The following is a 25,515-nucleotide window of genomic DNA, read 5'->3' as shown; positions in this document are numbered from 1 at the left end:
CGGGCATGTCGCTGATCACTCGTCCCTGATCGCCGCGATCGGATCCAGCGCCGCCGCCTGTCGCGCCGGGTAGATGCTGAAAGCGAGGCCGATCAGCATGCAGGCCAGCACCGAGGCGATCACGCCGATCGGCGCCCACGCCACCTGCCAACCGGCGAATGCGGCGATCGCGTAGGCCAGCAGGGCGCCGAACAGCAGTCCGATCAACGCGCCCGAGGCGCAGATCACCAGTGCCTCGCGCAGGAAGCGCGCCACGATGTCCTGCCGGCGCGCGCCGATCGCGCGCAGCAGGCCGATCTCGCGGCGCCGTTCCAGCACGTTCGCCAGCATGATGTTCATGATGCCGATGCCGCCGACCAGCAGACTGACGCCGGCGATCGAGCCCATCACCACGCTGAAGATGCGCTGGGTCTTCTGGTTCTGCTGATACAGCTGCTGCGGCACGATCAGCTGGTAATCGCTGGCGCCGGCGTGGCGCTGATCGAGCAATTCGGTGAGCACGCGCGCACCGACGGAAAGCCCTTCCGGATCCTGCAGCCGCAGCAGAAAGCGGTCGACCTCGTCCTCCATCGGCTGGAAACGAAAGCGTGCCCGCGCACTGGCCAGCGGCACGAAGATGCGGTTGCTGTCGGCACCGAGCGCGACGCCCTCGAACTTGTCCTGGCCGAGATCGCGATCGGCCAGCACGCCGACCACGCGCAGCCAGACCTGGTTGACCTTGAGCAGCCGACCCAGCGGCTTGCCGTCGGGAAACAGGTCATGCGCGACCTGGTGGCCGAGCACGGCCACCGCAGCGAGGCTGGCGTCATCGTCCGCATTCAGCGCGCGGCCCTCGGCCAGCTGCAGTGAAGCGAGCTGGAAATAGTCCGGACTGATCCCGCTGACTTCCGCATCGGCATGTCCGCTGTCGCTGAACACGGCCCAGCGCTTGACACGCTTCTCGGCGGCGTAGCGCTCGGCCGACGGCACCACGTCCAGCGCGGCACGCGCATCGGCAACAGTGAGGCCGAGGCTGCGCGCGCGGGTTTCCTTCAGCGCATCGCCGTCCTGGCTCTTCGCCTCGACGATCAGGTTGTGCAGGCCAAGGCTGTCGACCAGCTTCAACGCCTCGCGCCGGCTGCCCTCGCCGACGCCCTGCATCGCGACGATCGCGCCGACGCCGAAGATCATGCCAAGCAGGGTCAGCAGGGTGCGCAGCTTGCGCCGCGAAAGTTCTTCGATCGCCTCGCGCCAGCCTGCGGAAATCATTTCGCCTCCCTGGCGGCGGTCCCAGCCAGCAGGACACGGTCGCCTGGCTGCAGACCGTCGAGTACCTGGGTGCGCGTCGCGCCACGAACGCCCAGTTTCAGCTTGCGCGTCTGCACGTGGCCGCCGTCGAGTACTTCGACACTCGATTGATCGCCATCATGGCTCAACGCCATGTTCGGCACACTCAGCCCCTTGTCCACATGCAGCAGGATGATCTTGCCGACGAAGCGCTGGCCGGGTACCCAGCCGTAGCGCCGCGCCACATCAGCCGGCACGGTCACCTTCATCGCCAGATACCTCACCGGATTCTCGTTGCTGCGCGGCTGTGCCGCGGTGGCGACCCAACTGAGCCGGGAGGTCACGTGCTGCGCCGGCATCCCCCAGCGGTGCAGTTCCACGGTATCGCCGACCTGGAGGCCCTGCGCCTCGATCTGCGGGACTGCCAACTGCACCTCGAGCGCATCGAGATCAGGCAGGCTGGCGAAGCTGTTGCCGGCATACAGGCTGCTGCCCACATGCGGCAGCTGGTCCGACCAGTTCTTTTCCAGCATCAGCACACCGGCATGCGGGGCACGCAGTTCCAGTGCCTCCAGATCGTCCTGCTTCTGCTTCGCCACGGTGTCGAAGCTGCTGCGCTGTGCGTCCAGCACGGCCAGCTCGGCGTTGCCGCGCGAGGCGGACTGATCCTCGCGCCACTGCAGGATGCGCTGGCGCACGTCGAGGTAATGCACGTCCTGCACCGCATCGAGAATGTCATTGCGCGCCATCGCCTCGAGCGGAGCGTTCGCATAGCGCGCGGCGATCGCGTGCTGCACGGCCACCTGGGTGAGATCGACCCCGAGCTGGCCGCTCTTGTCATCCAGTTCGGCCTGCTTGGTGGCACGCGCCAGCGTGTTGCGTTCCAGGTCGATGCGCGCCTGCGCCAGATCCTGCTTGCTCTGCTCGGCCGAGAAGCGCGCGACCAGTTCGCCTTTCTCCACCGTGCTGCCGTCCGGCAACATCCAGTTGAGCTGGCGGGCCGTCCATAGCGCACCCGGTACCAGCAGCGGTGTCGGCCTGGTCGAACGCAACTCGCCCTCGGCCTGTACGCTGAATTCCAGCGGCCGTACCCGCACCTGTTCCAGCACCGTGCGATCCGCACCGGCGCGACCGCAACCGCCGACAAGCACGAGCAACAGCAACCAGCAGCGACTCATCGTGAGGCTCCCGGCACGACTGGAATTTCCACCTGCACCGCCTGCCCGGGCTTGAGCTTGAGCCGGCCCGGATCCTGATCCAACCGCACGACCAGATCCACCACCGGCACGGCTTCCACCCGCGACTTGCTGTGCACCGTGCCACCCAGCTCGACGATGCGGCCACTCATGCTGCGGTCACCACCGCCGGCAACCACCACGCGCACGCGCTGACCCGGGCTGACCCGGGTGAGTTCGCGTTCGGGCAGCATGGCGCGCACGGCCAGCGTCGACAGGTCCGGCATCTGCGCCACCGATTGGCCACGCCAGATCTGCGAACCGACATCGACCTTGCCGCCGCTCCAGCTGTTCTGGTGCAACACGATACCTCCGCGCGGTGCGGTGACGTTGAGCGAGGCCAGTGATTCCTTCAGCTTCTTCACTTCTTCGTCGAGCTGGCCGGCATCGGCGTCGGCCATGCGCTGTTCGGCGGCGCGCTCATCGGCGGCCACGCGCTCACGCTGCGTCGTCAGCGCCATCCGGCGCTCGGCCTTGGTCCGTGCAATCACCAGCTTCTGGTAGTCCACCCGCGCGATATATTCCTTCGGCTGGTTGGCCTTGCGCTGCGCCTTTTCCATGTCGGCCTTCGCCTGCGCCGTGGCCAGTTCGGCCTCGCGTGCGCGGTCGGCCAGGTCCAGCCTGAGCTGTTCCTGCGTGCGCCGTTTCTCGTCCAGCTGGCCCTGCTTGGCGGTGAGATTCTTGACCACCTCGCCGCCATCGAAGACCACCAGCATGTCGCCCTTCTTCACGACCTCGCCGTCGCCTGCCATCTGGGTCACGGTCATCTGCCACAGGCCATCCACCGCCGGCGGAGAGATCGCCAGGCTCTGCTGCGCATAGATTTCGCCGTCGATGTGCAACGGCTCGTCGTGCCCGGCGACCACCGGCGTGCCACGATCGCCGGCGGTGGCAGGCTCGCTGTCGACCCGCACGCTCATGCCCGGCCGCAGCGGCAGCGTCATATCCGCAGGCAGCGCGATGTCGACCTCGAAATAACGGCCGTCACCCCATTCACTCTTGCTGGCGGAGGCGCCGGCAATCGCGCGGATGCGGCCGGGCAACTCGCTGCCCGGCAGCGCGTCGAAGTGCAGTCGCACCGGCTGGTTCACTCGCAGACCGGCACGGTCGGGCTCCAGTACCCAGCCATGCACGGTGTAGGCACTGCCGCTGCCCACCACCTCGCCCACGTTGGTCCCGGGATAGCTGGAAGAGCCTTCTTCGTAGCGTCCACCGGTGCCGAACATGTTGTCGAAGCCGTGAATCACCGTCCCGTCCCGCTCCGCGCGCACCACGGCGCCCGCCACCTGGTCCTGGTAGAAGCCGAGCGACAGACGCTGCTTGCGCAACTCCAGCTCGCTGTCCTGGCGCCGTCGCGCGACGGCGGCGATGGCCTGGACCACCTCCTGCTGCTTCAGTGCCAACGCGCGCTCGGTACGCTGCATCTCGCCCTGGTAGCGGTCGTAGTTGAGCGCGGAAATCACTGACTTCGGAATCCCCGCATCCTGCGCAGCGGTGTCGCGTTCGGCCTGCGCATCGGCGAGTGCTAGCTCGGCGTCAGCCTGCTTGAGTTCGAGGCTGGCGATCTCCTTGGCGTTCTTCGCAGCTGTCTGCTCGATCTGCGACTGCAGCGTGCGCAGCTGGGTTTCGGCCGGACCGGCGTCGATCCGCAGCAGATCGTCGCCCTTGCGCACCTGCGCCCCGTCGGCGACGTAGTAACGCAACACCACGGGCGAGCTCATCGACGGCGGCGTGAATATCTCCTGCGCATCGGCCACTTGCACCTCGCCACTGAATACCGTGGCCGGGCTTGGCAATGGGGCAAGCATCAGCAGCAGCGCAAGCACCTCACGCCGCCGAATCATGCTCGGTCCTCCCGTCGCGCAGGCTGATCTGGCGCTGCGCACGTGCGGCGACGTCGGCATCGTGGGTGACCAGAACCACGGTCTGGCCGCCGGCATGCACCTCGGCAATCAGCGCCAGCACGTCGGCGGCGCTCTTCGAGTCGAGATTGCCGGTGGGTTCGTCGGCCAGCAGCAGGGCCGGCTTCATCAACAGCGCGCGGGCGATCGCCACGCGCTGCATCTGGCCACCGGAGAGCTGGCCCGGGCGATGCGCCAGATGCCGCTGCAGACCCATTCGCAGCAACAGCTCATGCGCGCGCTGCTCCAGCCCTTCGTCGGAGCCGCGCAGGAAGCGTCGCGGCAACAGTGTGTTTTCCAGCACGCTCAGCCGCGGCAGCAGATGGAACGACTGGAACACGAAGCCTATTCGCCGGTTGCGAAAATCGCTGGCGCGCTCGTCGTCGAAAGTGGAGACATCGACGCCATCGAGCAGGTAGCGCCCGCTATCGGGGCGATCGAGGCAACCGAGCATGTTGAGCAAGGTCGACTTGCCGGAGCCGGACGGCCCGACGATGGCCATGAACTGGCCTTGCGGCACCTCGAAACCGACCCCGTCCAGGGCGGCTATCGTTTGCCCGCCCACCCGGTAATGACGAGTCACCGCTTCCATGCAGACCATCGTGCCGCACCCCTGTCGAACCCTCTCAGCGGAGTCTTACGGCTGAAAGCTGCTTTGACAAGCTTCTTTCAGTACGGTCCGCATGACACACCATGGCAATGCGCCGTGTACGGTCCGGATCATGCCGGCGCCAGCAATGCATCCAGATCGCCCTGGTCGAAGCTGAGCTTCTCGCGACTGCCGCCGCCCTCCAGCACCGCGGCGGCCAGTTCGGCCTTGCGCGCCTTCAGCTCCTCGATGCGCTCCTCCACCGTGCCGGAAGTGATCAGGCGGAACACGAACACCGGCTTGTCCTGGCCGATGCGGTGCGCACGGTCGCTGGCCTGCGCCTCGGCGGCGGGATTCCACCACGGGTCGTAATGGATCACGGTATCGGCGGCCGTGAGGTTGAGGCCGACCCCGCCGGCTTTCAGCGAGAGCAGGAACAGCGGCACCTCGCCGTTCTGGAAACGCTGCACCGGCTCGGCGCGATCGCGGGTATCGCCGGTGAGGGTGACATAGCGGATGCGTCGGCGATCGAGTTCGGCCGCGATCAGCTTCAGCATGCCGGTGAACTGCGAGAACAGCAGCACCTTGCGGCCTTCGTCGAGCAGGGCCGGCAGCATGTCCATCAGCAACTCGAACTTCGCCGACTCGTGCACGCCGCGCGCGACTTCGAGTTTCACCAGCCGTGGGTCGCAGCAGACCTGGCGCAGCTTGAGCAGTGCATCGAGCACCACGATGCCCGAGTGCGCGATGCCGCGCTGGGCGATCACCTCGCGCAGTTCCTCCGCCAATGAAAGGCGCAGGCCTTCGTACAGTTCGCGCTGGCGACCTTCCAGCACCACCCGGCGGGTGATCTCGGTCTTCGGCGGCAACTCCTGTGCGACCTGCGCCTTGGTCCGGCGCAGGATGAATGGCGCCAGGCGCAGGTTAAGCCGCTGCTGGCATTCCTCGTCATGCTGCTTCTCGATCGGCGCGCGGTAGAAACGGCGGAAGGCACCCTCGTCGCCGAGCAGGCCGGGCACCGCCAGGTCGATCTGCGACCACAACTCACCCAGGTGGTTTTCCAGCGGCGTGCCGGTGAGGCAGACATAGCGCGGCGTGCGCAAGCTGAGCAGTGCACGGCGTGCCTGCGTGCGCGGGTTCTTCACCTGCTGCGCCTCATCCAGCACGATCAGTGCGAACGGCTGCTTGCGCAAGGTGACCACGTCGCGCGGCAACAGCGCGTAACTGGTCAGCACGATGTCCTGCGCGCCGAGCTGGATGAACTCCTCGGCACGTTGCGGACCGTGCAGCGTCAGCACGTGCAGGTCCGGCGCGAAACGGGCGATCTCCGATTGCCAGTTCGGGATCAGGCTGGTCGGCACCACGATCAGCGCCGGCTGGGTCAGCGCACCGTGCTGTTTCAGCGACAGCAGATGCGTGATCAGCTGCAGCGTCTTGCCCAGGCCCATGTCGTCGGCCAGCACGCCGCCGACGCCGGCCTCGGCCAATGCGTTCAACCAGCGCAGGCCTTCGCGCTGGTACGGACGCAGCTCCACGGTAAGCCCGTCCGGCGCCACGTCGCTGGCGCGTTCGGCGGCATCGCGCAGGCGCGCGGCAAAACCGCGCAACGGCTCCGATGCTTCCAGCGTGCTGCCGGCGGGCATCGCCACCACCAGCTCTTCCAGCCGCCCGGCCTGCACCCGCGGCAGATGCAGCTTCTTGCGCGGCTTCTCCAGGTATTCGGCCAGCGGCGCCAGCAGGCCGCGCAGTTCCTTCAGGCGTACCGGCACGCGGCGGCGCGCATCGACCGGCGCGTACCACACGGCATCTTCCGGCTCGTTCGGCGCGGGACTCAGGTTCAGCTGGTGCTCGGCCAGCGCCTGCGCCACGGCCGGCAGCAGGTTGTGCCGCTGGCCGTCCAGTTCGATGCCGATTTCCAGATCGAAGGCGTGGTCGTCGGCATCCTCCACCGCGTGGCCGTACCAGCGCACCGGGCCTTCCAGCACCTCGAACGGGAAACTGGGCGCGTACTCGACCTGGAAGTTTTCCGCCTCGAGTTTCGGTCGCAGCGCCAGCCAGCGCGCCGGTGTGTTGACTTCCAGCGCGCCGGCGTAACCGGTGCCGGGGAACAGCCACGCATCATCCGGCAAGGTGTCGGCCACGTCCCACGGCAGTCCTTCGGTATCCACGCCAGGGGTGAGGCCGGCGCGTTCGAGCTGCTCCATCGCGGACAGTTCCTCGGCGCGACGACGCATGATCTCGACCAGTTGGCCGTTACGCACGCGCCGCACCAGCGGCTCGCCGCCGCGGCCGGGCAGACGCTCGCCGGCGTAGTCGAACGCCAGCCGTGCATAGCCCAGCGGCGGCGTGCCGGCCGCCAGTCGCGCATGCCGGGTCAAGGCATGCAGGATGAGTACCGGCTTCGGTGCCAGTTGCGAGCGGCGCAGCTCGCCGAATACCTGCGGCAGCGGTACCCGCGTCGCCAGCCGGCTGCCCGGCAGGCGGCTGCGCAACCGGCGACCGTGCTCGTGCTTCAGCGGCGGCAGCTCCAACCAATGGGTTTCCTCGGCTGCCGCCTCGAGCAGGCCCAGGGTGGCGCGCTCGGCATCGAGGTACCACAGCGCATCGATGCGCAACAGGCGCTGGCTATGCGACAGCAAGGGCAGCAGGCGCTGGCTGCCGTCGGGCTCCATCTGCCAGTGCCAGTTGAGCTGGTGCGACTTGCCGCGCGACAGGCGCAATCCGGCCAAGCCACCGAGGAAGCACGGCGCGGTATCGAGAATCTCGGCCAGCAAGGTGTCGCCGACATGGCCACCGAGACGCGCATAGCTGCGACTCTTGCGCACGTTCTGCGGCAATCCGAGCATGGTGGCGGCAAGCCGCTGCTCATGCGGTGGCAAGGTCGACTGCGCCAGGTGCCGGCTGTCCATCGGCACCGGTCGCGCGTAGCGGCCGTGCTCGGCCACGCTCAGCAAGACCGGCGCCACGTCCAGCCGTGCAAAGGCGGCGCCTTCCTCCGGCACCACCTCCAGGAAGAAACCGAGTACGCCGCGATCCTCCACTGCCACCGGCTTCGGCGCGGCCAGCAGCCGTCGCCATGCCTGCGGCAAGGCTTCGTCGTCGCCGGTGGGCGTGGCGGCGTCGTGCTGCTTCTCGTCCGGTTGCTGCATGCGCATGCGATCCGTGGCGACAACCAAAACGTTGAGCTTAGCAGCGCCGGAGCTCCGTGCGGCGTCATCGCGCAGGCGATTTTTCGGCCTGCGCTGCCACTTATCGAAAGGCTCAGGCCGTACCGAACAGGCCGCGCGGATATTCCGGTTTCTGCTCGCGCGCCATCAGCGCCTTGAGACCGTCGACCGGCGTGACCTCGCCGTGCAGCACGGCGCGCACGCCGGCGCTGATCGGCAGGTCCAGCCCATGCTTGTCGGCCAGCCGCGCCACTTCATCGGCAGTGAGGATGCTCTCCACCACCTGGCCGATCCGACGCACCGCCTCGTCGATCGCCACGCCTTGCCCCAGCGCGAGGCCGAGCCGGCGGTTGCGCGACAGGTCGCCGGTGCAGGTCAGCACCAGGTCGCCGAGACCGGACAGGCCGATCAGGGTTTCCGGCCGCGCACCGAGCGCCACGCCCAGGCGCAGCATCTCGTTCATGCCGCGGGTGATCAGGCCGGCGCGGGCATTCAGGCCCAGCTGCATGCCGTCGGCGATGCCGGTGGCGACCGCCAGCACGTTCTTCATCGCACCGCCGAGCTCGGCACCGAGGACGTCGCTGCCGGAATAAGCACGCAGGTTCGGCGCATGCAGCAGGCTGGCCAACCGATGCGCAAACGCATCGTCTTCGGAATGCACGGTGACCGCACTGGGCAGGCCGGCGGCCACTTCGCGCGCGAACGACGGCCCGGTGATCACCGCAGCAGCACGCCCGGGCAGCTGCGCCGCGACCAGCTCGTGCAGGAAGCGTCCGGTCCCCGGCTCGAAACCCTTGGTCGCCCACGCGATCGCGGTATCCGCGTCCAGCAGCGGCGCCAGCTCGGCCAGCATCGAGGCGAACGCGTGGCTGGGCACCACGATCAGCACGATGCCGGCACCGCGCACGGCGGTGGCCAGGTCGCTCTCGTAATTCAGTTCGGGCGGCAGTTCGACGTCGGGCAGGTAGCGCTGGTTGCAATGGCTCTTCGCCATCGCCGCCAGCGCCTGCCGGTCGCGCCCCCACAGCCGGGTCGGCACTCCGTTGCGCGCCGCCAGGGCCGCCAGGGCGGTGCCCCAGGAACCGGCACCGAGGACGGCCAGAGTCGGACGTTCAGCCATGTCGGATCGATCAGCTGTTGAGCGTGGCCGGGGCCTGCTCGCCACCCATCGCACGGCGCTGCTGTTCGGCGAACAGCGCGTCGAAGTTGATCGGCTGCAGCAGGAACGGCGGGAAGCCGCCTTCCAGCACCAGCGAGGAAATTACCTGACGCGCATACGGGAACAGCAGGTTCGGGCAATAGCTGCCGATGATTCCGGCATGATCCGCCGCGTCGAAGCCGGTGATGCCGAACAGGCCGGCCTGCTCGACTTCGGCCAGATACGCCGTGCGCTGGCCGACGGTGCAGGTCAGCGTGAGGCTGAGCACCACTTCGTACAGGCTGTTGCCCAGATCGGTGGCCTTCTGGGCCAGATTCAGCTGCACCTGGGGCTGATCCCGCTCGTCGATTTCCTGGAAGATCTGCGGCGCATTCGGCGCCTCGAAGGAGACATCCTTCACATAGATCTTCTGCAGCACCAGCTGCGGCTGATTGGCCTGGCCGTTGGCCAGGTCGTTGGTGCTCACTTCTGCCATCGGGAATCCCTCGGGTTCGGTCGGTCAAAAAAGAGACCGATTGTTCCATACATCCCCCCTCGACGCACGCCGCACGGAAACTGCCGCCCCCGGACAGATTGCGCACAGCCTTGTTTTTCTGCGAGAATACGCGGCTCGCCTCGATCGGCCCGGAGCTTCCGGGTAGTCCGCCACGCGGTACGGACCTCACGATCATGCGTGGCAACACTCTCCAGCATCGCGTGGCGCACAGCGCCGCTGGGCCGATGTCACCCTGGCTAACGGGTGCTAAACCGACTTTCAAAGCCACGGCTTCTGAAGTCATTCAACGGAGGCAAGTCATGGCCCGTGTATGTCAAGTCACCGGTAAGGGTGTGCAGAGCGGCAACAACGTTTCGCACGCCAACAACCGTACCCGTCGCCGCTGGTTGCCGAACCTGCATGAGCGTCGTTTCTGGGTTGCCAGCGAGAATCGCTGGATCAAGCTGCGTGTGTCCAACAACGCCCTGCGCACGATCGACAAGAATGGCATCGAAGCCGTGATTGCCGACATGCGCGCCCGCGGCGAAAAGGTCTGAGGAGTTAAATCATGGCTAACAAGACCCAAGACAAGATCCGCCTGATCTCCTCGGCCGGTACCGGCCACTTCTACACCACGCAGAAGAACAAGAAGAACACGCCGGAAAAGTTCGAGTTCAAGAAGTACGATCCGGTCGTGCGCAAGCACGTGATCTACAAGGAAGGCAAGATCAAGTGACCAACGGCCCACGCGCATGGCGCGTGGTTTACCGTCGGTCACCCCTGCGAAGGCAGCGGTCCAGTGCCTTCAGGAAAACCCGCCCATGTGGCGGGTTTTCTTTTGGCGATTATATACTTGACGCACCCATTGACTGGGCGCAGGATGGCGATGAATCACAGGAAGGATCGTCATGACTCAAACCACGAATGTTCTTTGTGCACGCTGCCATATAGCTCTCGAAGGGCCCGCTGAACCGAAGTCCGATGATCGAATAGCCTGCCCGCGCTGCGGGGAGGGTGACAGATACGAGACAGTCATTTCCGAAGTGGGCGAGTACGTCCAAGAAATGGCGGCGCAGAAGATCGCTGACATGGTTGGGAATACAGCAAAGCGATCTTCCATGTTCACTGTCACCAGTACCCATACACCATCCAGCCGTCAGTGGCGCTTCATTGCTGACGTTGATCTTTGACATTGGCTTCTCCCAGAAACAAAAAGCCCGCTCTAGGCGGGCTTCTTGTTTGATTTCTTTGGTTCTTGAACCTTTGGCTTCTTTGGCTTCTTTGGATCTGGCGGCATGCTGAGCATTCGTCGCAAGACTGCATCCTCTTGAGTCTTCAGCATATCGCCAGCATCACTCTTCTTCGTCATCTTTTTGGGCCTGTAAAGGAAGTTCGCCCTGAGGTGGCTCGGGAGGAAGTGGCAAATCCGAAGTCTTCACAACTGTGATTCCATTTGCTGCCGCTTTCTTCCCTAACCTGCCATCGTCGGAGTAAATCGTCTTAACGCCGGCAACCTTTGCGATAGCGATAATTTGGCGATCAAATTTCACTTTCGCCTTAGTTTCATCTTCTGTCAGTACTTTATTCGATTGCAAATCAGGATCTGTCAGAACCGCCACTTCGACTGCAGCAAGCATGTCAAATGGTTGAATCTTGAATGCATAGGCATTGTTGATCTCAGCGAGTATCCGCGCCTTATCGGCACCTGAGGTCACTAAGATTTCGCTGAGTACAGGTGTTGGCACCATCACCTGAATGCCACCTTTACTTAAATTCTGCAACAACAGCTCAATGCGCTCTTTGCATTTCGTGAGCGGCTCGCCTGTCAATTCATCCAACGGAGGCTTTGCAGTTGGATGGAATAGCAGCATCAATGTTGTTGCGTCTATGACGACCATCAATGCATCTCGCTGTCGTCGTTACGCAACGAACGAAGCATCGCGAGCGGATCGACACCTAAATTCCATGTGTCCTGCGGCAGCTTTCTTATCCTGCCTACAACGTCCGACAAACTATCGTTATTCAGCTCAAGGAAATTTGTTGCCTTGAGTACACTGTGCTGCCATTGCCCTTCTTCGTCTCTGAAGAAGCGTCCTGTTCCAACTAACCTGATGGGCGCGCCAAAAAGATGAGGTGCCAGCTCAATAGCTAATTCGCGCGTAACTTCAAAGCTCCATATGTTGCCTACACCATCTTCAATCATGGCGTGAGCGCTTGCATCCTTCCCTCCAATACGAACTAACACGCCATCCTTTTCAATCCCTTGATTGAATGGGCCAAGTTTTGGCGGTCTAATCGCTTTACGACCAGGGAAATCCAGCACATTTGCGCCGCTACGTTGTAGCGTTGCTGCCGCATTGTCTTCGCGGAGCATTTCATTCGCTTTTTTATAAGCTTTCACGGCCTCCGGCTTACCATCACCCGATTGCGCGTTATGGATGTTGTCGCGAACTTTTGGCGCGGCTTCGCGCTCAACCCTGCTCAACAGTTTCGTACTGCCAAGCTCTATCCCTTTGAAGTGAACGCTACCCTGCTCGCCAAACATGTTGGCGATCACAGCCATGTATTCCGCCAGACGAGCCATAGGCATCGTGTCTGGTGTGTACGCGTCGATTCGGAATGTGTAGATGTCATCTTCCATCATCATCACCTTCTGTATCGCACTGCATTGACCGTTTTGACGTGTCAGAGTTTCAGTGCTTCCGATCAGAAGTCTGGTAGGTCAAGCGGCGACCACCGACTTCACGAAGGAGCGACTGAACGCGTTCGCTGTCGCATATCTTGCGATGGTTCCACCGGAAATCGAACTCTGTCACATAACGTTGTAGATGCTGTTCGCCAACATGGTGAAACGTACCCACCAAGCCACGCTTTAGCAAGCTGAAGCTCGACTCGACCGTATTCGAATGAACATCGCCGCGCACGTACTCACCAGCGCTATGGCGAGTGAAGCCATGCGATGCATAGTCGCGGCCAGCCTTGGTGTATCCGGCGTGCTCATCAGTCATCAGATGAGCCGACTTGGATACATTCTTATCCAATACTTCGCGCAGGGTCTTACCAGTGACGGCAGGAACAACCACGCTACGTTTCTCGCCACCACGCTCGACTAGCGAAACGATCTTCATCTTATGCTGGTAGCCGCGCGCGCCTTTGGGCTGCTTGCCATTGTTGCCCCAATACGTTTCGTCAGCCTCAACCGTGCCACCACCCGAGCCAAGCAGGCCAGCGCTACCCGAGTTCATAGCTTCGCGAATGCGGTGAGTCATGAACCAAGCCGACTTATAGGTAACGCCGAGCATGCGGTGAATCTGATGCGAGCTCATGGCCTTCTTGCTGGCGCACATCAGATGCACCGCCAACAGCCACTTGTTGAGCGGGATCTTGCTGCGCTCGAACACAGTGCCAACGGTCACGCTGAACTGCTTGCGGCAGTCCTTGCACTTCATGAGACCCGGGCGATGTGCGGCGCCCTTCAGTGCGTAGTGATCGCCAATCACGCCGCAATGCGGGCAGACTGGACCATCCGGCCAGCGCAACGCTTCCAGATAGGCGCGAGCCTTATCGGCGTCTTGGAAGTGCGGTGCGAAAAGATCGGCGGTCATGACTGTGTTCCTCTATTGAGGCCTAGACTACGCCAATAGTTGGGTTTGTCAAGTATATAATCGCCTTTCTTTTGCCCGCTTGCCGCCAGCGCAACCCATCCCGCATCATTTCCCGATGACCTCGAACCGGGCCCTGTTCCCCGCCCTGCTCGGCGAGCACTGGCACCTGCTGGCCGCCCCCGTACAGCAGATGCATGGCGACACATCGCATTTACTGGCACGCGGTGCGGCCGATGTGGAAGGCGCGACCAACCTGCCGATTCGCTGTTTGCGGCACCTGCTGGGACTGCCGGAGCCTGGCCTGCAACAACCGCTGGAAGTGACCATCGAGCGCCGCGGCAGGCGCGAGATCTGGACGCGCCGCTTCGCCGGCAAGCAAATGCGCTCGGTACTCGATCGCGTGACCAACTCACCGCTGCTGAGCGAACGACTGGGGCCGATCACCCTGCGTTTCGAGCTGCTCCGCGATGACAAGACCATCGACTGGCAGCTGCGTGGTGCGCGAATGTTCGGTCTGCCACTGCCACGCGCACTGTTCGGCGAGGTGCTGTCGCGCAGTGCTGCGCAGGATAGCCGCTACGCCTTCCACATTGACACCCGGTTGCCGTTGCTCGGCCGCCTGGTTGCCTATCGCGGCTGGCTGGAGATCGTCGATGGCGACTGAAGACGGACCGGTGATCGTGTTCGACGGCGTCTGCCTGCTGTGCAGCCGCTGGGTCGATTTCATCCTGCGGCATGACCGTGATGGCCGCTTCCGGCTCGCGGCGATGCAGGGCAGTCATGGCAGTCACCTGCTGCGGGCACATGGCCTGTCCCCGGATGACCCCTCGTCCTTCCTGCTGGTGCAGGACGGCCATGGCTATACCGATACGGATGCGATCGCACGCGTGCTGCGTCAACTGGGCGGTGGCTGGACGTTGGTCAGCGGATTGTCGCGTGCCGTGCCACGGTTCCTGCGTGATCCAGCCTATCGCTGGATCGCGCGGCATCGCTACCACCTGTTCGGGCGACGCGAGCAATGCCGCCTGCCTGACACCGCGCATGCCGCACGGTTTCTGGACTGATTCCACTCAATCCAGCACCTCCAGCCCGGTGCGCAACGCATAGCCGGCGAAGCCATCCAGCAGCTGATCCAAGGTAAGCAGGCCCATGCATGGCTGCGCGCCCTTCGCCGTGACCAGGCCATCGGCCAACCGCTGCGCCAGCACCACCGCAGGTGTCACCGGCACCTGGGGGCCGTCGCCCGCCGCCGCATCGAGCCACCAGCGCAGTCGCAACGGCACACCATCGATACCCTGACCGGCAAGCTCCACCACCATGCCACCGACATCCGAGCCGAAGCGGATGAAGCGCTCACTTAAGCGGCGCAGGCGTGGCGCGTACGCAGCGAGATTGCGGACCAAGCCCAGCCGCACCAACCACGCCGCGCACCAGGTACCCCATTGCAGCAGCGGCAACTCCAGCCCGACGCGGAACAATACCGTACGAACCTGCGGGTAACGTGCCGGGAACAGCTCCAGATCCGGCACCTCGCAAACGCCGACGCGCCGGCGCCCGAACGGAAACACTTGCCGTTTGCCGGCCATCCAGCCATGGACATGCTGCCAGCGACCGTCGCGCCAGATCCGGATCGGCCGCCCGCAATAGCCAAGGATCGAGGCCACCGTGGCATCGCCACGCGGCGTGCGATTGCCGGGATTGATCGCGTGCTCGATCGAGTGCATGGCACCGAAACGCGGCAGCAACGCGTCGACCACCGCACTGCTCAGCGCCGGTACGCTCGACGCGCCGCTCACCAGCAACCGACCGGCTTCGCGGGCACGCTCGTCCAGGCTCCCGATGCCACTGACGAAGTCGCGGCCATCGGCAAGGTCGATATAGTCGCTGCCGCAGGCCAGACAGGCCTCGGCGACCCGGTAATCCTGACCCTGGAACGGGCCGGCGGTATGGATCACCAGCTGCGGCGCCAACCGCGCCAGCGCGGCCGGCAGATCGAGCCCGGCAACGTCGAGCGTGGCGACCTCCATCGAGGCATCCCCGAGCTCTTCACGCAACGCCTCCAGTGCCGGCCGCTGCCGTCCGGCCAGTACCGGCATGAAGCGTGGATCACCCGCCAGCCGCCGCGCGATGCGCGAACCGAACACGCCCGTTGCGCCGATCAAGACCACTCGCAAAGCCATACCCGCTCCCTGAGAAATACTCGACGCATGCATCGCAACTCTCGCACGCCTGCAGCTCCGCGCAAAAGAAAAGCCCGCCATGCGGCGGGCTTGTTCCAATGGCTTTGGCGATTACGCGATCAGGCCGTTGCGACGGCGTAGCCCTTGAGCCGCTGGGCGAAATCCTGCAGCGCGCGGATGCCGCTTTCCTCGGCTTCGTGGATCCACTGCTGCAGACCCTTCAGCGCCTGCTCGGCGCCACGCTGTTCCATCAGCGCGGCAAGGCGATTGCGGAACTCGAACACGATGGTCAGGGTCGGCCGCTTGGCCAGCACGGCCTGCATGCGCTCACGACCTTCGCTGTCCAGCCAGCGGCCGCCGTCAGCCATCGCCAGGCGAATGCGGCGCGGCATCGACTTCAGGCTTTCACCGGCATGCTGCGCTTCGTCGCTCAGCGTCGGCACGATCACGCCACGGTAATAGTCTGTCATCGCCTGGAAGCGGTGGGTCAGCACGGCCTTCAGCGTTTCGGCGTCCGGCAGGCGCACGTTCGGACGCACGTCCAGCGACGGCGCCACGCGCAACACCTTGGCCAAACCGATCGCCCGCAGGCCGCAGATCGCCGCCCAGCCGATGTCGAACTCCCACTTGCGCAGCGCGAACTTGGCCGAGCTGGGGAAGGCGTGATGGTTGTTGTGCAGTTCTTCACCGCCGATCCAGAAACCCCACGGCAGCAGGTTGCGCGCGGTGTCGGCACTCTCGAAATTGCGGTAGCCGGCCCAGTGGCCGATGCCGTTGACGAAGCCGGCGGCCCAGAACGGGATCCATACCATCTGCACGGCCCACAGCGCGGCGCCGATCACGCCGAACAGCGCGATGCTGATCAGCAGCATCAGGGTCGGACCCCAGTACGGATGCGCGCCATAGACGTTGTGCTCGACCCAGTCGTCCGGCGTGCCGCGGCCGTACTGTTCCATGTCCTGCTTCGACTCGCAGGCATCGCGGTACAGCGAGACGCCGTCCCAGAACACCTTCTTGATGCCGTAGATCATCGGGCTGTGCGGATCTTCCTCGGTCTCGACCTTGGCGTGGTGCTTGCGATGCACCGCCACCCACTCGCGGGTGACCATGCCGGTGGTAAGCCAGCCCCAGAAACGGAAGAAATGCGCCAGCACCGGGTGGAAATCCACGCCGCGATGGGTCTGGCTGCGATGCAGGTACAGCGTCACCGTGAAGATGGTGAGCTGGGTCACGACCAGCATGTAGACCACGATCTGCCCCCAGCTTGCGCTGGCGAGACCGTGGTTCAGGAAATTGAGCACTGCATCGAGCATGGAAAGCACCGGGTTGGGGACGGATTCAGTCTAGTGGAGGGGTTTCCATACCCGCCAGCATGGCCTGGCCCACAATAGTAACAGCCAGTCAAGAGGGAGAAGCTAATACGTCGTTAGTTCACGCGCGTGACAATCGCCTGTTGTCTAAACAGTGGGGGCACCGTGACAATCAGGCAATGACCTTGCCAACCGACGTATCCGCCGCCCCCATGCTGCGACTGGACCAGCTCAGCCGCCGCCGCGCCGGCCGGCCGGCCGTGCAGAGCCTGAGCCTGTCGCTGCCGCGCGGCCAGGTGCTGGGCCTGCTCGGCGTCAACGGCGCCGGCAAATCGACCACCTTGTCGATGGTTGCCGGCGCGCTGCGACCGGACAGCGGCAGCATCCGGCTGAACGGTGCGGATTTCCTGGAACAGCCCGAACTGGCCCGCCAACTGATCGGCTGGCTGCCCGAACGTGCCCCGTTGTGGCCGGAACTGACGGTAAGCGAGCACCTGGACGCGCATGGTCACCTGCGCGGCTTGCGCGGCGCGGCACTGAAACAGGCACGCACGGCGATCATCGAGCGGCTGGAACTGCAACCACTGGCACGGCGCCTGGCCGGCGTGCTGTCGCAGGGCCAGCGCCAGCGTCTGGGCCTCGCCTGCGCCCTGCTGCATCGTCCTGCCCTGCTGGTGCTGGACGAACCGGCCAACGCGCTCGATCCGGTGCAGGTCGCCGCCCTGCGTACGTTGATCCGCGAACAGGCTGCGGCCGGTACCGCGGTGATCCTTTCCACCCATCTGCTGGCCGAAGTCACCGCAGTCTGCGATCGCGTGGCGATCCTGCACGATGGCACGCTGCGCCATGACGGCCACGTGCACAGTGACGATCATGCGGCACTGGAACGTACCTTCTTCGAGATCGCGATGAACGGCCAACCCCAACCGGCGCGCGCCGCATGAGTCCCTTCGCGGTGACGCGGCTGGAATGGCGCCGGCTGCTGGTGCGTCCGTTGGCCTGGGTGCTGGCAGCGCTGACCCTGGCGTGGTTGGCATGGAACTTCACGCTGATGCTCGGCAGTTTTCTCTCCTCGCAGATCCAGCGTGCCGCGCAGCCGGATGGCCCCGGCTTCATCGATCTGGTCGGCGTGCCGCTTCTGGGCCAGCTCGCCCAGCTGGCCTTTCTGGTGGTGCCGCTGATCACCATGTCGGTGATTGCCGGTGAGCGCCGCAACGGCACGCTGCCACTGCTGTTCGCCGCCGGCGTGCCTGCGTCCCGCATCGTGCTGGGCAAATACCTGGCCGTGCTGGGCTGGCTGCTGCTGTGGTTGGCGTTGACCCTGGCGATGCCGCTGGCGCTGATGCACACCACCCATTTCGACTGGGGCAAGCTGGCGGCCGCCACGCTGGGTCTGGCGCTGATGCTGGCCACCCTCGGGGCAATCGGCGTGGCCTGTTCTGCATTTGCTTCGCATCCGGCGATCGCCGCCAGCGCCGCACTGGTCATTGCGCTGGCCTTGTGGAGCGTGAACCTCGGCGCGCAGATGGCCGGCATGAATGGTGGTGCGATCAACTGGCTGGCGATGAGTTCGCACCTGCAGCCGCTGCTGCGCGGACTGGTATCGACCACCGACATCGTCTGGTTCGCGCTGCTCATCGTGCTGGCACTGGCGCTGGCCACGCGCCGGCTGGCCGCCGACAAGGAGCGCAACTGATGGACGCGCTGTTCAGACGTCTGGATGGCTGGCTGTTCGCGCTGTTGCTGTTGCTGGCAGCGGGCGCGCTCGGTTACCTGAGCACACGCTACACACACGAGGCCGACTGGACCGCGAATGGCCGTACCAGCCTGTCGGCGGAAAGCCGGGCCGTGCTGGCCCAACTGCAAGGTCCGGTGGAGATTGTCAGCTACGCAAACCCGCAGGGTGACCTGCGCCAGACCGTGGCCGGCTTCCTGCAACGCTACCAGGCGGTGAAGCCCGACTTCAGCCTGCGCTTCGTCGATCCGCAGCAGGATCCGGCGAAGATGCGCGAACTGGGCATCACCGTCGATGGCGCACTGATCCTGCACTATCAAGGCCGCGAGCAGCGGCTGGACGAACTGTCCGAGCGCAGCCTCACCAATGCGCTTGAGCGGCTGATCCGCGGCAGCGACCGCATCGTCGCGTTTGTCACCGGCGATGGCGAACGCCGCGCCGATGGCCCGGGCAATGCCGACCTCGGCACCTTCATCATGCAGCTGGAAGGCCGCGGCATGCGCGCGGTGCCGCTGAACTTCGCCCAGGTCACCGACGTGCCGCAGCACACCGACCTGGTGGTGCTGGCCAGCCCCACGCTGGCGCTGCCACCGGGCGCGGTGCATGCACTGGTCAACTACGTGCAGGGCGGCGGCAACCTGCTGTGGCTGACCGAACCGTCGAACGATGATCTCGGCCTGCGGCCGCTGGCAGATGCGCTCGGTGTACACGTACTGCCCGGCGTACTGGTCGATGGTTCCGGTGCGGCCCTGGGCTTGCATGACCCACGCCTGATCACGCTCGGTGACTATCCGCCGCAGGCAATTACCCGCGGCTTCACGCTGACCACGCTGTTCCCGCAGGTATCCGCGCTGGCTCAGGTGTCGCAGGCGGGCTGGGGCGTCAAGTCTTTCCTGCGCTCCAGCGCACAAAGCTGGACCGAATTCCACCCCATCGACAACAACAAGCCCTCGGACATCCGCTTCGACGCCAGTTCGGGCGAGCTCAAGGGACCGCTGGATTTCGGCTTCGCATTAAGCCGGCTGTCGCCGAGCCCGGACAAGAGCGAGCAGCGTGCGGTGGTGATCGGCGACGGCGATTTCCTCTCCAACACCTTCCTCGGCAACGGCGGCAACCGCGCGCTGGGCGAGCGTGTATTCGACTGGCTGCTCGGCGATGACAAGCTGGTCGACCTCCCCCCGCGCGGCGCGCCGGATCGGCTGATCCAGATGAGCCAGATCGAGCTGAACGCGGTGAGCATCGGCTTCCTGATCGCCCTGCCTGCGCTGCTGCTGCTGACCGGCGGCCTGATCGTGTGGCGCCGGCGACGGCGTTGATCCGATGAAGCGCGCCACCCGCCAGCGCCTGATCCTGCTGCTCGTCGTGGTGGCCCTGCTGGGGCTGGCCGGTTGGCAGATGCGTCAGGATGCGCAGAGTGATCCCGGCACCTTGCTCGCGCTTGATCCGGCCGGCATCACGCATGTCGAGCTGACCCTGCGCGGCACGCCGGCCATGCACTATGAAAAACGCGACGGCCACTGGTGGCGCACCGACGGCACACCGGCACGCGCGATCGATGGCCGCCTCAATGAACTGGCCGATACCGCGGCGGCGCATGTGCTCAGCTGGCGGCCAGCCAGTGATTTCGATCCGGCGAAGATCGGCCTGGCACCGCCCAGCGCCACACTTGTGCTGGATGGGCAGTCATTGGAATTCGGCGAATCCTCGGTCACCGGGCCACAACACTACGTGCGTGTCGGTCAGCGGGTGGCGCTGGTGTCCACGCGCTACATGCCGCGCTCGCCCGCCCTCCAGACCACCGAACTGCATTGAGTCGCGGAGCCGACCGTGCCTGAACTGCCCGAAGTCGAGACCACCCGGCGCGGCATCGCCCCGTATCTGGTCGGCCGACGCGTCACCGGCGTGACTCTGCGCCGACCCGACCTGCGCTGGCCGATACCCGCGCAGATCAGCGAGCTGTTGCCGGGACAGCGCATCGACGCGGTGGAACGACGCGCGAAATACCTGTTGCTGCACACCGAAGCCGGCAGCGCGCTGCTGCACCTGGGCATGTCGGGCGTGCTGCGCGTGCTGCCGCCGGATGCACCGCTGGGCAGGCACGATCATGTCGATATCGCGCTGGAACGCACCGCGGCGCAGGCGCCGCGCATCCTGCGCTTCACCGACCCGCGCCGCTTTGGCTGCCTGTTGTGGCAGGCGCCCGGCGAGACTCACGAACTGCTGGCGAAGCTCGGGCCTGAACCGCTGACCGACGCCTTCGACGGCGATCTGCTGTGGCATCTCTCACGTGGCCGCACGGCCGCGGTGAAACTGTTCCTGATGGACAACGCCGTCGTGGTCGGTGTGGGCAATATCTACGCCAGCGAGGCGCTGTTCGCCGCCGGCATCGATCCACGCCGATCGGGCGGTTCCGTCTCGCGTGCACGCTATGCGCGGCTAGCCTCTGAAGTGAAACGCATCCTGGCCTGGGCGATCGAGCGTGGTGGCACCACCTTGCGCGACTTCCTCAATCCCGATGGGGCTCCCGGCTACTTCTTCCGCGAACTCAACGTGTATGGCCGCACGGGTGAACCGTGCCATGTCTGTGGTACGGCGATCCGGCAGGTGGTGCTGGGACAGCGTTCGACGTTCTTGTGTCCGCACTGCCAGCGCTGAGCCGGAGGCAGCGTTGGTGTACCACAACCTTAATTGTGCAGCAACCCGGGAACCCATTGACAACGGTTTGGCAAAAGAAATATACAACAAGTGCGTTTCGCAAATTTTTGCGAAACGCACAAATCAGCTTGGGGGAAATTCTTGTGAAAAGACTAATTCAATGCTCAATTGCTGCCAGCTTCATTTCTTTGCTGACTCTTTCGAGTGCTATTGCATCGCAGACTCTGCCTGCACAGACCTTGTCCGCGGAGAATAGCCATGAACCCTTGTCAATATGTTCGACAATAATCGTCGGTGATGCGCGGCTACTTTGTTGCGACAACATATGTCAAATCATTTGAAAAGTTAGGTGTTTTCCGGTTAAGCCTCAGGCTCTCTGTTTGCACAAGCCAATGCAGCGGCTCCTAGTGAGTGCCGGATGCCCATCATGGCGGCGTATCTTCCAATTCATTTGGTATCGCCGCCACCTCCCGCCGAAAGTAATAATAAGGCTCCGACTGGACGCGTGCAGAAGCAAGCGCTTTGCTACTTGCAGCAGTTAAAAATTCCGTCCTCGTTCGTGCCACTGACATTGGACACTTGTCATGTGCCTACCACACAAGGTGCTCGCCACTCTCGCCATAAGCACAATCCTTGCAGTGTTGCCTGTCCCGGCCATTGCCCAGTTGCCTGATGAAAGTCTGCAGGCCGGCTTGCTCAACACGACTCAGATAGCGTCTTCACACCCCGACCTGTTTTATCGCGATTCCGCCATACGTGCCTATAAGACGGGTGACAAGCAGGCTGCCATGCGCTTGCTGCTCAAGGCGGCAAGTTTTGCCGACAAACCAGCACAGTCGATGCTTGCGGCGATGTACTGGAATGGCGATGGCATCCCGATGGATCGCCCACGTGGTTACGCATGGATGGATCTGGCCGCGGATCGTGGTTATCCCGACCTGTTAGCCAATCGCGAAAAATTCTGGCAACAACTCGATCCACAGGAACGCCAGCTGGCGATTGCTGAGGGTCGCAAAATTTACGCCTACTATGACGACAAATCAGGGCTGAAGCGGCTGGGCAACATTTTTCGGCGCGAGCTGGCCAGTGCCACCGGCAGCCGGACCGGTTTCGGTGGCAACTACCTGACTATCCTGATGCGTGATGGCGCCGCTGGGCGTTCGCTGAAGACGGAAGACGGAGCGCCTATGGTCTTGCGTGGCACGCAAGTACGCGGAACCGATTATTACTCGCCTGTGCTGTGGAATCCGGAACTCTACGCCAAGCTGAAGGACCACGTGTGGGAAGACTCGCTGGCCGATATGGGTACTGTCGAAGTGGGCTCATTGCAGAGCGTACCTGCGCCATCGACTTCAAAAGACAAGTAAACCCATCACGTCGGCCAACGGAATTCCACGAAAGAGTTGTTGAAATCCGGGTCATCCAGACCACCGCCGAGCTGCACCATAGCACCACCGGGCAGGCCCTCGATATCCAGAGCCTGACCATCGACGAAGTGCGCGCCAAGCGCTTCCAGCTCGACCAGTCGCTCGCACAGCATGCCGGCGCGATCGAGCGCGCGGTCCGGTACCTGGCGAATGCTGATGTCGGGACGACCGAACTTGCGCATGCCGCGGGTGTGGATCCATGAATGGTCCGGCTTCGCATCGGTGTCGCGCAGAATCAGCAGATGGTTGCGGATCGGCGCACCATCGCGTATCAGATAATGCCGGCGCCAGCCATCGGCATCCAGCAGGCTCAGGGTCTGCGGATCGAGGATCGCCACGCCGCCGATGTCGAGCAGGCCGGCCAGCACGCCGAGCGTGTCACGCAAATAGCCGGTATCGGCACTGTCCCCGAGCTTGCCGCGCACGACCAGCACCTGGGGTGCATCGAACGCACGCTGCCAGGCCTGCGGCGCGTCGTCCTTGAACATGCTGCCCAGCGAGCCCTTCAGCGGATAGCCTTCCCACTGGCGCAGCGCACCGTGATGATGACTGGTCAACTCGACGCCCTCCGGCAAACCATCGCTGCCGTATACAGCCGACGGCGCGCGCACCGCGTCGAACTGACCGAACACGTAGAACTGCAGCAGGATTTCCTCGCCGCTGGGCTGCCAGTGCGGACGCTGCCAGGCAGGAAAGGTGATCGGGTTGTTCATGGCATTCCTTGGTTGGTGACCGCTCAACGACCTTCGCCGAGCGGCAGCACCGATTGCTGCAACTCGATGCGTCCGCTGCCTTCGCTGATCTTCTTGAACTCGGCGCGACTGACCGAGACATAGCGGTCGTTGCCGCCGATCTCAACCTGCGGCCCTTCGGTCACGGCGCGACCTTGTTCATCCACACGCACCACCATGGTGGCCTTGCGCCCGGTGTGGCAGATCGTCTTGATCTCCTCCAGGTTGTCGGCCCAGGCCAGCAGGTAGCGGCTGCCTTCGAACAGTTCACCGCGGAAATCGGTGCGCAAGCCGTAGGCCAGCACCGGGATGTTGAGACGATCGACCACATCGCTGATCTGCCATACCTGCGACTTGGTCAGGAACTGCGCCTCGTCGACGAACACGCAGTGCAGCGGACCGCGTGCGGCGATGTCGGCCTCGACCAGTGCAAACAGGTTCTCCTCACCGCTGAAGCGCCGCGCGTTCGCCTTCAGGCCGATGCGCGAAGCCACCACGCCCTCGCCGTAGCGGTTGTCCAGTGCCGGCGTGAGTATCAACGTGCGCATGCCGCGCTCGTGATAGTTGTACGCACTCTGCAGCAACGTGGTGGTCTTGCCGGCATTCATTGCCGAGTAATAGAAATAGAGTTTGGCCATGGGACGGGAATAGGAGGCAGGAAGGGAAGTGAGAACAGCAGGGCTGGCCGTGAGTGACGAGTATGCACTCTCGTTTCTCGTTGCTCACCCACTCTTTCCTGTTCAGGCCTTGTCCAGCGGCGTGTTGCCTCCGGCGAACTGTGCACGGGCCTGCGCCAGCCGGTACTTGTGCTCGGCACGCCAGCGCCGCCAGTCGCGCAGGCCGCAGATCGCGTAGACCAGCTTGAACAGCTGCAACCGCCACAGCACCTTCGGCGTGTCGAACAGATCGCCGGCGAGCATCGAGATCACGCCCTGTTCCAGCTGCCAGGTGTTGCGCGGCTGGCGGAACATCTGCTGCATCACCGGCCCGTTGAAGCGGTAGATGAAGAACGAGAAACGCGCCATGCCGGCGCGCTGGCGCTTCTCCAGCCTGCGCAGCAAGCCCGGCTCGCGCTTTGGCTCGCGCAGCGACTGGTCGACCACGGCGGCCGCCTGCTCCGCCCCACTCATCGCCAGATACACGCCGGAGGAGAACACCGGGTCGAGGAAGGCGAACGCATCACCCACCAGCACCCAGCCCGGACCACCCATCTGCGTCGAATCGTAGGAGTAGTTGCCGGTGACGCGCACCTCGTTGCCGACCAGTTCGGCCTGCTCGACGCGTCGCCAAAGCGCCGGACTCAACTTCAGCGTGTCGAGCAGGAACTCCACGGTGCGGCCCTTGCGCTGTTTGAGATAATCCGGTCGGCATACCGCTCCCACACTCATCACGCCATCCGGCAGCGGGATCATCCACATCCAGCCGTGTTCGAAGCTGTAGATGCTGATATTGCCGGCGTCTTCGCCGGGTCGGTATTCGGCACCGCGGAAATGGCCGAAGATCGCCGCGCTCTGGTGCTGGTCGTTCTTGCGGCGCAGCTTGTTCTTCGTCGACAGCAATGCATCGCGGCCGCTGGCGTCGACCAGGTAGCGCGCCTCGATGCCATAGCTGCGGCCATCGTCGGTCTTCACGTCCAGCCAGGTCTCGCGCAAACCACGCTGCTCGACCCGTACCACCTCGTGCCCTTCGCGCGCATCCGCACCGCATTCGCGCGCGTGCTGGTACAGCATCTGGTCGAAGTCCTGCCGCCACACCTGGTACGCATGCGGCGGACTCTGGCCGATCGCGCGGGCAAACGCGTAGGTGTTGTAACCGCGCTCGTTGTCCGCCTCGAAGTCCGCACCGGGCTTGAACACCCCCAGCGCACGCACCTTGTCCAGCACGCCGAGCCGCTCGAACACCGGCAGGTTCATCGGCAGCAGCGATTCGCCGATATGGAAGCGCGGGTGGTGTGCCTTCTCCAGTGCGATCACCTTGTAACCACGCCGCGCCAGCAGCGCGGCCGCCGTGCTGCCGCCGGGCCCACCTCCGATCACCGCCACATCGCACTGTTCGACCGTTTGATCCGTCATGCTCACCC

The 25,515-nt window shown here is 64.3% G+C and carries 26 protein-coding genes; 11 read left to right on the top strand and 15 right to left on the bottom strand.

Translation table 11 applies throughout. The features are described 5' to 3' along the window. Positions 1-15 precede the first annotated feature (15 nt). The 7 genes from B0E46_RS04000 to secB all read right to left on the bottom strand — a co-directional run bounded on the left by B0E46_RS04000 (position 16) and on the right by secB (position 9,792). Complete coding sequence (locus B0E46_RS04000) at positions 16-1,248, bottom strand: ABC transporter permease (protein ID WP_077554408.1); 1,233 nt, start codon at positions 1,246-1,248, stop codon at positions 16-18. Further along, entirely contained in the window at positions 1,245-2,444 is a 1,200-nt protein-coding gene (locus B0E46_RS03995; RefSeq protein ID WP_077554407.1) for a hypothetical protein, read from the bottom strand. Before B0E46_RS03995 ends, B0E46_RS04000 begins: the two co-directional genes overlap by 4 nt. Next, positions 2,441-4,345: an HlyD family efflux transporter periplasmic adaptor subunit gene (locus B0E46_RS03990; RefSeq protein WP_077554406.1), complete on the bottom strand. Its 1,905-nt coding sequence runs from the start codon at positions 4,343-4,345 to the stop codon at positions 2,441-2,443. The genes B0E46_RS03995 and B0E46_RS03990 overlap by 4 nt, the downstream gene beginning before the upstream one ends. Then, on the bottom strand, positions 4,329-4,994 hold the full coding sequence (locus tag B0E46_RS03985) for an ABC transporter ATP-binding protein (protein ID WP_254425030.1): 666 nt from the start codon (positions 4,992-4,994) through the stop codon (positions 4,329-4,331). The genes B0E46_RS03990 and B0E46_RS03985 overlap by 17 nt, the downstream gene beginning before the upstream one ends. A 128-nt stretch (positions 4,995-5,122) precedes the next feature. Continuing rightward, positions 5,123-8,140, bottom strand: a complete 3,018-nt coding sequence (locus B0E46_RS03980) for a DEAD/DEAH box helicase (protein ID WP_077554596.1) — start codon at positions 8,138-8,140, stop codon at positions 5,123-5,125. Positions 8,141-8,252: 112 nt separating this feature from the next. Beyond that, complete coding sequence (locus B0E46_RS03975) at positions 8,253-9,278, bottom strand: NAD(P)H-dependent glycerol-3-phosphate dehydrogenase (RefSeq protein WP_077554404.1); 1,026 nt, start codon at positions 9,276-9,278, stop codon at positions 8,253-8,255. Between the two features lie 10 nt (positions 9,279-9,288). Then, positions 9,289-9,792 (bottom strand): protein-export chaperone SecB, encoded by a 504-nt coding sequence (gene secB / locus B0E46_RS03970; protein ID WP_077554403.1) that lies wholly within the window; start codon positions 9,790-9,792, stop codon positions 9,289-9,291. 320 nt (positions 9,793-10,112) lie between these two features. Here secB and rpmB point away from each other — a divergent pair, with 320 nt between their 5' ends. From rpmB to B0E46_RS17230, 3 genes are all read left to right on the top strand, one after another. Further along, positions 10,113-10,349: a 50S ribosomal protein L28 gene (gene rpmB, locus B0E46_RS03965; protein WP_077554402.1), complete on the top strand. Its 237-nt coding sequence runs from the start codon at positions 10,113-10,115 to the stop codon at positions 10,347-10,349. Between the two features lie 11 nt (positions 10,350-10,360). Continuing rightward, on the top strand, positions 10,361-10,528 hold the full coding sequence (rpmG, locus tag B0E46_RS03960; RefSeq protein WP_017463578.1) for a 50S ribosomal protein L33: 168 nt from the start codon (positions 10,361-10,363) through the stop codon (positions 10,526-10,528). 172 nt (positions 10,529-10,700) lie between these two features. Further along, positions 10,701-10,982, top strand: a complete 282-nt coding sequence (locus tag B0E46_RS17230; RefSeq protein WP_139350410.1) for a hypothetical protein — start codon at positions 10,701-10,703, stop codon at positions 10,980-10,982. 162 nt (positions 10,983-11,144) lie between these two features. Here B0E46_RS17230 and B0E46_RS03955 read toward each other — a convergent pair whose 3' ends face one another. The 3 genes from B0E46_RS03955 to B0E46_RS03945 are packed head-to-tail and all read right to left on the bottom strand — an operon-like array spanning position 11,145 to position 13,397. Further along, entirely contained in the window at positions 11,145-11,690 is a 546-nt protein-coding gene (locus B0E46_RS03955; protein WP_077554401.1) for a hypothetical protein, read from the bottom strand. Continuing rightward, positions 11,690-12,433, bottom strand: coding sequence for a hypothetical protein (locus B0E46_RS03950; RefSeq protein ID WP_139350409.1), 744 nt, complete (start codon positions 12,431-12,433; stop codon positions 11,690-11,692). Before B0E46_RS03950 ends, B0E46_RS03955 begins: the two co-directional genes overlap by 1 nt. Before the next feature lie 52 nt (positions 12,434-12,485). Continuing rightward, complete coding sequence (locus B0E46_RS03945; RefSeq protein ID WP_077554399.1) at positions 12,486-13,397, bottom strand: IS1595 family transposase; 912 nt, start codon at positions 13,395-13,397, stop codon at positions 12,486-12,488. A 115-nt stretch (positions 13,398-13,512) separates the two neighbouring features. Here B0E46_RS03945 and B0E46_RS03940 point away from each other — a divergent pair, with 115 nt between their 5' ends. Then, entirely contained in the window at positions 13,513-14,061 is a 549-nt protein-coding gene (locus tag B0E46_RS03940; protein ID WP_077554398.1) for a DUF4166 domain-containing protein, read from the top strand. Next, entirely contained in the window at positions 14,051-14,461 is a 411-nt protein-coding gene (locus tag B0E46_RS03935) for a thiol-disulfide oxidoreductase DCC family protein (RefSeq protein ID WP_077554397.1), read from the top strand. Before B0E46_RS03940 ends, B0E46_RS03935 begins: the two co-directional genes overlap by 11 nt. Positions 14,462-14,467: 6 nt before the next feature. Here B0E46_RS03935 and B0E46_RS03930 read toward each other — a convergent pair whose 3' ends face one another. Next, on the bottom strand, positions 14,468-15,577 hold the full coding sequence (locus B0E46_RS03930; RefSeq protein ID WP_077554396.1) for a saccharopine dehydrogenase NADP-binding domain-containing protein: 1,110 nt from the start codon (positions 15,575-15,577) through the stop codon (positions 14,468-14,470). A 119-nt stretch (positions 15,578-15,696) separates the two neighbouring features. Beyond that, positions 15,697-16,890, bottom strand: a complete 1,194-nt coding sequence (locus tag B0E46_RS03925) for a fatty acid desaturase (protein WP_077554395.1) — start codon at positions 16,888-16,890, stop codon at positions 15,697-15,699. Positions 16,891-17,066: 176 nt separating this feature from the next. On the opposite strand from B0E46_RS03925, the gene B0E46_RS03920 reads away from it, so the two are divergent. From B0E46_RS03920 to B0E46_RS03895, 6 genes are all read left to right on the top strand, one after another. Beyond that, positions 17,067-17,831, top strand: a complete 765-nt coding sequence (locus B0E46_RS03920) for an ABC transporter ATP-binding protein (protein ID WP_077554394.1) — start codon at positions 17,067-17,069, stop codon at positions 17,829-17,831. Further along, entirely contained in the window at positions 17,828-18,583 is a 756-nt protein-coding gene (locus B0E46_RS03915) for an ABC transporter permease subunit (RefSeq protein ID WP_077554393.1), read from the top strand. The genes B0E46_RS03920 and B0E46_RS03915 overlap by 4 nt, the downstream gene beginning before the upstream one ends. Continuing rightward, on the top strand, positions 18,583-19,938 hold the full coding sequence (locus B0E46_RS03910) for a GldG family protein (protein ID WP_077554392.1): 1,356 nt from the start codon (positions 18,583-18,585) through the stop codon (positions 19,936-19,938). Before B0E46_RS03915 ends, B0E46_RS03910 begins: the two co-directional genes overlap by 1 nt. 4 nt (positions 19,939-19,942) lie before the next feature. After that, entirely contained in the window at positions 19,943-20,434 is a 492-nt protein-coding gene (locus B0E46_RS03905; RefSeq protein WP_077554391.1) for a hypothetical protein, read from the top strand. 15 nt (positions 20,435-20,449) lie between these two features. Continuing rightward, positions 20,450-21,277 (top strand): bifunctional DNA-formamidopyrimidine glycosylase/DNA-(apurinic or apyrimidinic site) lyase, encoded by an 828-nt coding sequence (gene mutM, locus B0E46_RS03900; protein WP_077554390.1) that lies wholly within the window; start codon positions 20,450-20,452, stop codon positions 21,275-21,277. Between the two features lie 584 nt (positions 21,278-21,861). Then, the gene (locus B0E46_RS03895) at positions 21,862-22,644 is read left to right on the top strand and encodes a sel1 repeat family protein (protein WP_139350408.1); all 783 of its coding nucleotides are present in this window, start codon (positions 21,862-21,864) and stop codon (positions 22,642-22,644) included. 5 nt (positions 22,645-22,649) lie between these two features. Here the strand turns inward: B0E46_RS03895 and B0E46_RS03890 are convergent, their stop codons facing one another. The 3 genes from B0E46_RS03890 to B0E46_RS03880 form a co-directional block, all read right to left on the bottom strand. Beyond that, on the bottom strand, positions 22,650-23,417 hold the full coding sequence (locus B0E46_RS03890) for a hypothetical protein (protein WP_077554388.1): 768 nt from the start codon (positions 23,415-23,417) through the stop codon (positions 22,650-22,652). A gap of 23 nt (positions 23,418-23,440) precedes the next feature. Continuing rightward, entirely contained in the window at positions 23,441-24,073 is a 633-nt protein-coding gene (locus tag B0E46_RS03885) for a thymidine kinase (protein WP_077554387.1), read from the bottom strand. A 102-nt stretch (positions 24,074-24,175) separates the two neighbouring features. Beyond that, positions 24,176-25,507 (bottom strand): NAD(P)/FAD-dependent oxidoreductase, encoded by a 1,332-nt coding sequence (locus B0E46_RS03880; protein ID WP_077554386.1) that lies wholly within the window; start codon positions 25,505-25,507, stop codon positions 24,176-24,178. Positions 25,508-25,515 lie beyond the last annotated feature (8 nt).

The organism is Rhodanobacter sp. B04, assembly GCF_002001125.1.
In the GTDB taxonomy this organism is placed as follows: domain Bacteria; phylum Pseudomonadota; class Gammaproteobacteria; order Xanthomonadales; family Rhodanobacteraceae; genus Rhodanobacter.
The sequence above is the reverse complement of the archived record's forward strand: the minus strand, read 5'-3'. Positions and strand labels throughout refer to the sequence as shown.